The 9,890-nt window shown below is 44.4% G+C and carries 6 protein-coding genes and 7 tRNA genes; 3 read left to right on the forward strand and 10 right to left on the reverse strand.

All coding sequences use genetic code 11. The features are described from left to right. Positions 1–42: 42 nt before the first annotated feature. The 3 genes from ASF12_RS17560 to isdC form a co-directional block, all read right to left on the reverse strand. Complete coding sequence (locus ASF12_RS17560; protein WP_056037251.1) at positions 43–3,699, reverse strand: NEAT domain-containing protein; 3,657 nt, start codon at positions 3,697–3,699, stop codon at positions 43–45. Positions 3,700–3,863: 164 nt separating this feature from the next. Continuing rightward, on the reverse strand, positions 3,864–4,295 hold the full coding sequence (locus ASF12_RS17565; RefSeq protein WP_056037253.1) for an NEAT domain-containing protein: 432 nt from the start codon (positions 4,293–4,295) through the stop codon (positions 3,864–3,866). Between the two features lie 21 nt (positions 4,296–4,316). Then, complete coding sequence (gene isdC, locus ASF12_RS17570) at positions 4,317–5,366, reverse strand: heme uptake protein IsdC (protein ID WP_327204921.1); 1,050 nt, start codon at positions 5,364–5,366, stop codon at positions 4,317–4,319. Between the two features lie 499 nt (positions 5,367–5,865). Between isdC and ASF12_RS17575 the strand changes: the two genes are divergently transcribed. The 3 genes from ASF12_RS17575 to isdG are packed head-to-tail and all read left to right on the forward strand — an operon-like array spanning position 5,866 to position 8,944. Further along, the gene (locus tag ASF12_RS17575) at positions 5,866–6,834 is read left to right on the forward strand and encodes an ABC transporter substrate-binding protein (RefSeq protein WP_056037259.1); all 969 of its coding nucleotides are present in this window, start codon (positions 5,866–5,868) and stop codon (positions 6,832–6,834) included. Next, positions 6,831–7,829, forward strand: coding sequence for a FecCD family ABC transporter permease (locus ASF12_RS17580; RefSeq protein WP_056037262.1), 999 nt, complete (start codon positions 6,831–6,833; stop codon positions 7,827–7,829). Before ASF12_RS17575 ends, ASF12_RS17580 begins: the two co-directional genes overlap by 4 nt. Then, complete coding sequence (gene isdG, locus ASF12_RS36335; RefSeq protein ID WP_056037265.1) at positions 7,826–8,944, forward strand: heme oxygenase; 1,119 nt, start codon at positions 7,826–7,828, stop codon at positions 8,942–8,944. The genes ASF12_RS17580 and isdG overlap by 4 nt, the downstream gene beginning before the upstream one ends. A gap of 183 nt (positions 8,945–9,127) precedes the next feature. On the opposite strand, the gene ASF12_RS17590 is transcribed toward isdG, so the two are convergent. The 7 genes from ASF12_RS17590 to ASF12_RS17620 form a co-directional block, all read right to left on the reverse strand. Further along, positions 9,128–9,204: transfer RNA gene (locus ASF12_RS17590), tRNA-Pro, on the reverse strand. A 9-nt stretch (positions 9,205–9,213) separates the two neighbouring features. Continuing rightward, a tRNA-Gly gene (locus ASF12_RS17595) sits at positions 9,214–9,288 on the reverse strand. A gap of 9 nt (positions 9,289–9,297) precedes the next feature. Next, positions 9,298–9,384, reverse strand: a tRNA-Leu gene (locus ASF12_RS17600). Positions 9,385–9,403: 19 nt separating this feature from the next. Continuing rightward, positions 9,404–9,479, reverse strand: a tRNA-Thr gene (locus tag ASF12_RS17605). Between the two features lie 14 nt (positions 9,480–9,493). Further along, positions 9,494–9,570, reverse strand: a tRNA-Asp gene (locus ASF12_RS17610). A gap of 16 nt (positions 9,571–9,586) precedes the next feature. Beyond that, a tRNA-Val gene (locus ASF12_RS17615) sits at positions 9,587–9,662 on the reverse strand. Positions 9,663–9,672: 10 nt separating this feature from the next. Next, positions 9,673–9,747 (reverse strand) — tRNA-Glu (locus tag ASF12_RS17620). Between the last annotated feature and the right edge of the window lie 143 nt (positions 9,748–9,890).

A 9,890-nucleotide genomic window follows, 5' to 3' on the forward strand; every position in this document is an offset into this window, starting at 1 on the left:
AGTACCTTTATCTTTATCTCCCTGCGTGCTCATGTTTCCTGCTTATTTCGTTTCCAGAAGCTTCATGATCAGCGTCAAAGCTTCCGCTCTTGTTGCGTTAGCAAGCGGTTCAAATTTATTACCGCCTTTGCCTTGTACATAGCCAGCTTTTGCAGCAGCAGCAATGTCATTTTTCGCCCAATCGGGAATCGAGGCAGCATCTGCGAAGCTTAGCTCGTTCGTCTCATCAATGTCGAGCTTAGCTGCTCGAACGATAATGGAGGCCAGCTCCGAACGGTTAATTTCTCTGCTTGGAAGGAATGTTCCGTTCGCATAGCCAGAAATCAAGCCTGCTTTCGCAGCACGGTCAATGTGCGGCTTCGCCCATGCAGGGATTTGCTTGCTGTCATTGAATGTCGCACTTGTCGATCCATCCGTGAGCTTCAAAGCCCGGCTGATCAGAACGGCGAACTCAGCGCGAGTAATGACGCCATTCGGACGGAATTTGCCATCGGAATAACCTTTGACGATACCAAGCTCCAGCGCTTTTTCAATAGATGCTTGTGCCCAGTGGCCTTGAATATCCTTGAAGTCCGTTACAACAGGCTCGTTCAAATCATCTTTGCCTGCATTCGGATCTTTCTCCTCAACGACTTCCACATCGCCTACACCAGGTGCTACAGAACCAGCGGTCGCTACTAGAGTGTTAGGATAGAACTCGATTTGAATATCATACTCATGGAAATAATTCATAGCAGCCCAATCAATTTTGACCCAGCCATCGATGCGATTATTGATATTTGGGACATTGAAGTAGACAACCCGCGTGTTATTTACCGTGTCTCTGCTTTCAACACTAACACTGTTATTGTTAAATTTGAGTCCTGTAATTTCCTTGTCCTGCTTAAGCGTCATATAAAATGTTTTTGTGCCGCCCGAAACTTTCAGCAGTCCTGGGGAAATGACATAATCCTGCATAACGGACTTATTATCTGTTCCGTATTTTTTGATTTCAAACTGCAAGAAGTAGTTGCCGTCTGCCAGTTGTCCTGGAACAGTCGTTCCTGGCAGTTCAGTAACAGGAGCATCAGCTGTTTTGGTAATGTCGGCAAATTGAACAGCATATTGCACATCCGTTGCTGCCCCGCTAACTTCAACAACAAGCGAATACGTATCTGTAAGATTTGGAACAGCGAATTTAACAGGCGTACCTGTTATAACTGCTGCCAAGAATACAGCGTTTGCCAGCGAAGCGGCATTGTTTGCGCCACTTGTTGAGCCTATTGGAAGAATTTCAGCGCCTGTAGCATTATTTTTCAGCTTCTTAATAATTACTCCCGCTTTAGGAGTGAAGCTAATAATGTTGCTTCCGTTACTATACGTCAAAACTCCTGATGCTTCCAAATGATCAGAAATGCCTTCATCAGAAGATTTAAACACGAGGCTGTAGGTGCCATTGCCTAGAACTTTTGCAGCTTTAAACGCAATAACCGCCTGTTCCAGAGCAGAACTACCGTCTTTTACTTGTGCTTCTGATGCCATCGGGTTAGTTGTGATAGCTTTCGCCGCAGTAATTACAGCTAATAATTTAGCTTTTGCCTGCGCTGGATACTTATCAATTTCTGTTCCCTCAGCTGCTTCATCATGTAATTTTTGAGCTGCAGCTATGCTAGCTTTCAAAGCTGTAGCATCCGCCGTACCAAAGCTCAAACGAATGTTGTGATCCGCTTCATAAGGCAGTCCTGATCTCGGGTCAATGACCGTAGGCATGGAAATATGGACCTGAGCGTCCAACAGCGCCGTCAAATCACTTACTTTGAACTTAACTACTCTTGTATTAGCCGTTGTATCCGTACTTACAATGGTAGAATCAACTAGAATGCCGTTTTCCTTCACTTTGAATGCTGTAACGATGCTGCTGTCTTTGATCGTAAAGCTTACAAATGTGGAACCGTCAACTGAAGTTACGTTTGCTGGTTTCAGGAAGTAGCTGTCCATGCTGGAAAATGCCTGATTAGTTGCATGTAAAGCCGCAAAATAAATTTGACGGTTTGCTGATGCTTTAAATGCTGTCACCGCTTGCTCCAGCACTGTGTTGGCACTGTTTAATTGCAATCTTGTAGCCGATAATTGCTCGGCTTTCGCTGTAGCTGTTTCAATAGCAGTTTGAAGCGCTGCTATGGTGTTGTTATCGTATTGACCAGCTTCTGTGCCTACAATCGCTTGATCATGTACCAATTGGGCTGCTTCAATAGTAGCGCTTAGCGTCTTAAACTGTTCCGAGTTATAGCTCAAATATACGGATTTTGTAACTGAATCTGTTTTGTAAACCAAGTATGACAGCCCTTGGAATGTACTATCGGTTGCATTATCGTTTCTCACAGCCACCTGATAGATCGTTTTGTCTGCATCAGAAAGGCTGTTTACTTTATAAAAAGGTGGAGAGATAGCAGTAGAATATCCGCCTCCGCTCGATGGGAAAGAAGCTTTCAAAGCAGACTCGTCTACCGCTGTTTTAAACGGAATATTAGCAACTGTATGTTTTAATTTACCTTGCAGCAATGTAATTTGCGAAGCAAAATCTCCTGCGAATTCAGAAATTTCAGCATCGCTGCCAAGAGAGTTCAAAACAATGAGATCTATTACCTGCGCATTGTAGCGGCTGTTTTTTACGTTTTTCTCTACATTTTGCAAAGCAAGCAGGGCATCATCGACTTGTTTTTGGGTAGCATCCCGATTATAAGCCATGTTGTTAGCCGTATTAATAGCATTTTGCATACTCAGCTCGGAATTATAAGGATATTCTCCATCGCTTACAATATTCGTCCCGCTGCCGTTATCTGCTGTTCCCGTATTTTTCACAGTAGCAGCGAATGTACCAGCCTCTGTAATGCCTTGGAACAAAGCAATTTTGCTGACGCTAATTCGTCCAGCCTCATACTCTTTTTTAGCCTCATTTAGAATGGCGTAGGCCGCTTTAATCAGTTCAATATTGCCGCCTGCTGATGCAGCGATACCATCTGCCATTTGAATTGCATTATAAAGCTTTGTTTTGGAGCCAACAGGATAAAACCCATCTCCTGTGCCTTCATAAGTGCTTTCATAGACGGATCTGGTAACTGTGAAAAGCTCATTCAACTTTTCAAGTGTTACTGTTTCACTACCGCTGCCATTGTCAACACCACCATCTACTGGACCAGTAGGAAGCGTTGTTGTATCCAAATCGAGCTGCAGGTTGTACCAACTATCATAATTTGCAGCCGGTAGAACGATATGCACCAGAATATCCTGACGCTGGCTCAAGTCAGCTATATCGATCCGCGCTTTAACAGCATCCGGGTTCGTTCCATCACCAAGCAAGGTCGGCGTTACTGTTTTGTAGCCATCCATACCTGTGACGGTTTGACCATTTATAGTTGCCTTCGCTTGGCCTTCCATACGTGCAGAAAAATGTTGAAATGCTGTATATTTAAAAAATTCATTTTCAAATTGAGCCTTGCCATCTTTCACTATCAGTTTGCCTGTATTAGGTACGACGACCATCGATTCTAAAATCGAGGTTTCATTTGTGTTGTCTTTCAAATAACGAAAGTTGATCGGATACTCTCCATCTGGCACCGTTGTAGCTGCCGCTTGAGCAATTGGACCTATGCTTGCTACTTGCAGCATTAACACTAATGCAAGAAGCAATGCCACCACTTTTGTATATTGCTTTTTCACCCTGCTTACTCTCCTTTTAACGGTTCATTTATTTCCACTAACTCTATGTCTCGCTTGCAAGACTTTGTAATTTTCTAACATACTGATTTACCCGGCAAAAGAACGGTCTGGATAAATCAGACCGTTCTTTGTACTCTATCTGTGTTTAATTTGTGCGAATGGTCTTACAGATCCCAGCTGAATTTAATGTCGTGAACTGTGTTGTAGCCATCTGGGTAGCCAGGGAATGGTGGCACTGTAACATGGATTTTAGCAGCTGTTTGAGCAGTAAGGTCATTTACTACGAAAGTAAATTGTTTGTCACCGTTTGAAAGAGTAGTTGCAGGAACGAGAGTGTAAGTAGCGCCACCATCATTGGAAATGCTCAGCGAGTTGATGTAGCTGCCGCCAGAGAAAGACAATGTAACTGTTTTATTATCCGATGCAAGGCTTGCAGGGCTATTTGCATATGCATTAGCATAAGAAACTGTGCCATCTGGTTTCAGCACAGTAAAGTTTAGCGAAGTTGCCGCAAAAGCAGAACCTACTTGAACAACTAGTGCAACAGCCATAACCAACAGCATCAAAGGCATCATTTTTTTGAACGATTTAATCATAATTATAAACACTCCCTATTTTTAGTTTTTGGTTTTGTTCTTACGATAAAAATACATAATAGCTCCTGCTAAAATAACGATACCAACAACAGTCACTGGTGTTACCCAATTATTAGAACGCTCTTGTAGCGGTTCTACCTCTGCTGCAGCTTCTACAGAATCATTTTCGTATGCCTTGCCTGCATCCTCAGCCGTCCCTTCGGTTTCAGATACACTGGAAGTGTCAACAGACTCGTCTGTTCCAGCTTCCAAAACTGCCTTCGCAGCTGCCTCTGGTGACACGGTTGCTTCAACTGCAGGAGATGCTTCATCAGCTGGTGCTTCCGATTTCTCTACAGCTTCAGGAGATTCGCTTGCGACGGTCTCCTGAGGCGCTGCCGTTGATGGGATAGCGCTTTCCGTTACGCTGTCAGCTTCACCTTTTTCGTCGGCAACAGTTGGCGTTGCTTGAGCCGCAGCTTTCGGCGTAGCTGTTGCTACCGCAGAATTTCCATCCATTGCAGGCGCCTTGGTAGCTTTCGGGGAAGCAGTCGCCTTAGGAGTTGGCGTGGCTGTCGGCTTTGTTGCTGCAGACTCTGCAGGCTTGGGAGTGGTCTCCACTTTTGCAGGAGTTTCTGCCTTGCTTACAAGCTTCAGGCTATTCGTATCAAAATCGAATCGTATAGTGTAGTCGTGATCATAATCAATATCGGGAACCGTGACATGAATTTTAGACAGCATCGTTTGGGACAAATCATCTACGCTGAACTGTACAACCCGCGTATCATTAGCCTTACTGCTGCTGATAACCTTCGTGTTCACATATCCTCCACCGCCAGGAACTTTAAACTCTGTTACCCAAGCACTATGATTAATTTGCAGCTGCACTGTTATTTTTCCGTTTTCAACGATAACCTTGGCAGGCTTTTCCCAATAATCATTTGCCATAGATGCTGATTCATCTTCAGCTTTCTTGATGACATAATCAATCGTATATGTACCGTCTGTCATGCTCTGCGCATAGGCTGCCGGTGCTGTAAGAAGAATCATAAAACAAATAATTAAGAATGCTGATATTGGGAGTTTACGAATGAAGTCTTTCTCCTCCTCTCCTGTCTTATGGAAAAAATAGTTTAGAAAAGGTAGACAACAATCAAGTTAATGATTATCATTATCAATTGAGTGTCAAAAAAAATATACCTTTCCTTCCCCACTCCTAAGTCTGCGCATGATGCTCTTCACAGCTCTCAGGATGCCTAGCAAACTGTTTCTCAGCTGCCCGACAACTTGATATTAACGTAACTGTATTAATTTTGTCAATCACTTATTTCTATATTTTTTTGTTTTATTTTTCTTTTAATGATTTTAAAGCTTAAGATATGATTTTTATATCACCATAAAAATAATATTAATTTCATTTTTATGAGTAAAATCAATATTTATTGTTTAAAAATATACATTTAAAATTTTCTTTCTCCAATATTATTTTTTTCTATATATTGTTTATTTCTTATTGACATTGATTATCATTTACAATATCATTATTTTAATAATAATAATAATCATTATCATATCGGATTGGGAGGATTATATGAAAATTGTATACCCTGTGATGCTGGCCCTGCTTCTCTTAGCCGCACCAGGTTGCTCACAAAATGTTAATTCAGCCACCTCACAAGGGGTTGTAAGTCATGCTGAGAAACAAAATGCGGTGGCCATAACCGATTTTGCAGGAAGGCAACTAACATTTGCTGCTGTCCCTTCGCATATTGTAGCGTTAAGCAATGGTGAAGCCGATATTGTTTATGCCCTAGGGGGAACACTCGTCGGCCGTCCTACCTCCTCCGTTCCATTAGCCAACGAAGAAGCAGAGGCCGTGGAACAAATCGGATCTACCCATGAGGTCGATCTGGAGAAAATCGCCTTTTTGAAAGCGGATGTCGTTCTCGGCAACAATCCTATGAATACGAAGGATATACCGACTATCGAAAGCATTGGGGCCAAGATGGTGCTCTCCTCTGCCAATTCTATAGACGATATTAAAAAACAAATTGCGCTGTTAGGCCAGCTTCTGCAAAAACAGTCGCGGGCTGAAGAGCTTATTGCCGAAATCGATGGCAAGCTCAGCCAAATTGCAGCAAATGCCAGCACGAATAAGATGCGGGCTTTATTAGTATACGGCGCTCCGGGCACCTTTATGGCCGCACTGCCCAACTCTCTCAGCGGCAACATTTTGGAGATGGCTGGCGGAGAAAATATCGCCTCGGATTATGAAGCGCTTCAAAGCTATCCACAATATGCTCAGCTCAATTCAGAAAGAATTGTTCAGTCTAATCCACAAGTTGTCATGATTATGACACATGGCAACCCGGATCAGGTAAAAGATGCCTTCCTAAAGGAAATGCAAAGCAATGCTGCCTGGAATGGACTTGATGCTGTAAAAAATAATGCCATCGAAGTGCTGCCTGCCGACCTGTTCGGCACAAACCCGGGGACGCGTGTAACAGATGCGCTCACCCTTATGATTGAAATGCTAGATGGAGCGAAGAAGCAGCCATGAATAAAACTCAGCGAAGCCGCCGGCGCAAATGGTCTATCCTAATTGCGCCTATTATTTTGCTACTTGTTACTTATTTCGGTCTCGTTTACGGGTCTGTTCCTATTACTTTAAAAGAGATTGGCCAGGTTCTCACCTCCGATGCCGATCCCCGTTACGAAACCATTATTATGAATTTAAGAATGCCGCGCGTTATTATTGGTTTGCTGGTAGGTGCTTGCCTAGCTGCATCAGGCGCTCTGTTGCAAGGGGTAATGCGCAATCCGCTGGCGGATCCCGGCATTATCGGGGTTTCCGCTGGCGGAGGCCTTGCAGCTGTCATCACAATGGTCGTTCTTCCGCAGCTTGGCTATATGCTGCCAATAGCAGCCTTTTTAGGTGCAAGCATTACTTGCCTGCTGATCTATTTGAGCGCATGGGACAAAGGGACATCGCCTATCAAAATCGTACTCGCAGGCGTAGCCATTAATGCGCTGCTCGGCGCTGTAACAAACGGACTTATGGTCGTCTATAGCGACCGCGTACAATCGGTTCTACCTTGGCTTGCTGGTGGGCTGAACGGAAGAAGCTGGAGCCATCTCTCCTTTATGGCACCTTATGCCATTGTCGGTTTGCTGCTCTGCTTTCTGGCGATTAAGCCAGCCAATGTGCTGCTGCTAGGCGATGACTCCGCCCAACTGCTTGGCCAAAAAGTTCAAATCCAGCGCTTCCTGCTCATTATTTTGGCTGCATTGTTAGCCGGAGCTGCCGTCAGCGTCGCGGGGCTAATTGGTTTTGTTGGACTCGTCGTCCCACATGCCGTTCGTTTAATTATCGGAGACGACTACCGCTTTCTCCTACCGCTTTCTATAGTCGGTGGAGCATCTTTAGTCGTTTTAGCAGATACATTCGCACGTACCTGGTTTGATCCGATTGAGCTTCCTGTAGGCATCCTTCTTGCCTGTCTGGGAGCACCATTCTTTCTTTATCTATTACGTAAAAAGGGGGCAATACGATGAATGCTGCTATTCATATTGAAAATGTAGGCTTATCCGTCGGCGCTTTCGAAATGGAAGATGCCAATATGATTATCCCTTCTGGAAAAATCACGGCCATCGTTGGTCCTAATGGATCAGGCAAATCGACAATGCTGAAGGTCATCACCAAGCTGCTTACGCCAGACAAAGGCGAAGTATTTATTAATCAGAAGCCGCTTAAAACCTACAAATCCAAAGATTTTGCCAAAGATATTGCTATGCTTACGCAATCCAAAGAAATGATTCCCGACCTAACGGTACGTGAACTCGTTTCCTTTGGGCGCTCACCTCATAAGCCTATGTTCAAAAACAAAATGACACACGAAGACAATGACATCATCGATTGGGCCCTAAAGATTACCGGCACTAAGCGTTACCAGCATCAAATGTTTTACACTTTATCTGGAGGTGAACAGCAAAAAGCCCGAATCGCAATGGCTTTGGCGCAAAAAACGAATATTCTTCTGCTCGACGAGCCTACTACTTATCTCGATATTGCCCATCAATTCGATGTAATGGAGATGCTGCAGCAGATTAATCGGGATCATCAGATTACAATTGTTATGGTTTTACATGACCTCCAGCAAGCAGCTGCATACTGTGACCATATGATTGCTATGAAACGCGGATTAATTGCCATGACAGGGGAACCCCAAACCGTACTAACTTCAGAGTTTTTAAAAGATGTGTATAACATGGATGCCCGTATCAAATTTGATGAAGGTTATCCCCTTATTATCCCGAATCCAAGAAAAAATCAGGAGGACACCAAAATGATTATTGTAACAAATGCATCCCATATTACAAAAGGCAATGCCCATAAGCTGATTGAGCGCTTCGACCGTGTTGGCGATGTAGAGAAAGCAGAGGGATTCCTTGGCCTTGAGGTTTTGCTGACAGAGAAAACGAAAGATTATGAGGAAGTATCCATTGTAACACGCTGGAACACGAAAGATGATTTCCAAGCTTGGACTCGCAGCGACGCTTTCCGTGAAGCTCATTCTCGTCGTGGTGGAACACCGGACTATATTATTTCCAATACAATTACCTTCTACGAAGTTAAAGTCATTAGAAACCCGATTGCTGCGGCTAACTAGCCTACTGCTTTAAGCACATTTATTCCAATAAAAAAGAAGCTTGCAGAGCCACTCTTGAAGTGGAATTGCAAGCTTCTTTCATATGTAACAGCTGTTACGCTGATCTATTATCGGGCAAATAAAAAAAGCCTGCTCTTGCGCTCCAATTACCGAGCAAGTTCAGACATGCTGTAAAACTTATAATGGTCGGGACGACACGATTTGAACATGCGACCCCCTGGTCCCAAACCAGGTGCTCTACCAAGCTGAGCTACGTCCCGAAACAAAAATGGAGCGGACGACGAGATTCGAACTCGCGACCCTCGCCTTGGCAAGGCGATGCTCTACCACTGAGCCACGTCCGCAAAAAAATATGGTGCGGTCGAGAGGACTCGAACCTCCACGGCTGTTACACCACTAGAACCTGAATCTAGCGCGTCTGCCAATTCCGCCACGACCGCATATTTTTTTGAAAAAAGATGGTGCCGTCGAGAGGACTTGAACCCCCAACCTACTGATTACAAGTCAGTTGCTCTACCAATTGAGCTACAACGGCACAGAATGAAAGAATGGCGGAGCTGACGAGATTCGAACTCGCGGTCTCCTGCGTGACAGGCAGGCATGTTAGGCCTCTACACCACAGCTCCGTATTCAAAATCATAATGGTGGAGGCTGAGGGGATCGAACCCCCGACCCTCTGCTTGTAAGGCAGATGCTCTCCCAGCTGAGCTAAGCCTCCGAAAATGGTATGGTGACCCGTAGGGGACTCGAACCCCTGTTACCTCCGTGAAAGGGAGGTGTCTTAACCACTTGACCAACGGGCCATGATCACGTTTAAAACCAATCAATGTGTGTTGCACATTGAAAACTGGATGCGAAAGACAAAGTCTGAAACTTTAGCGTGTTATTAGGATAAGCCCTCGACCGATTAGTATTCGTCAGCTGCACGCATTGCTGCGCTTCCACC

It is taken from the genome of Paenibacillus sp. Leaf72, from assembly GCF_001422685.1.
Lineage (GTDB): Bacteria > Bacillota > Bacilli > Paenibacillales > Paenibacillaceae > Pristimantibacillus.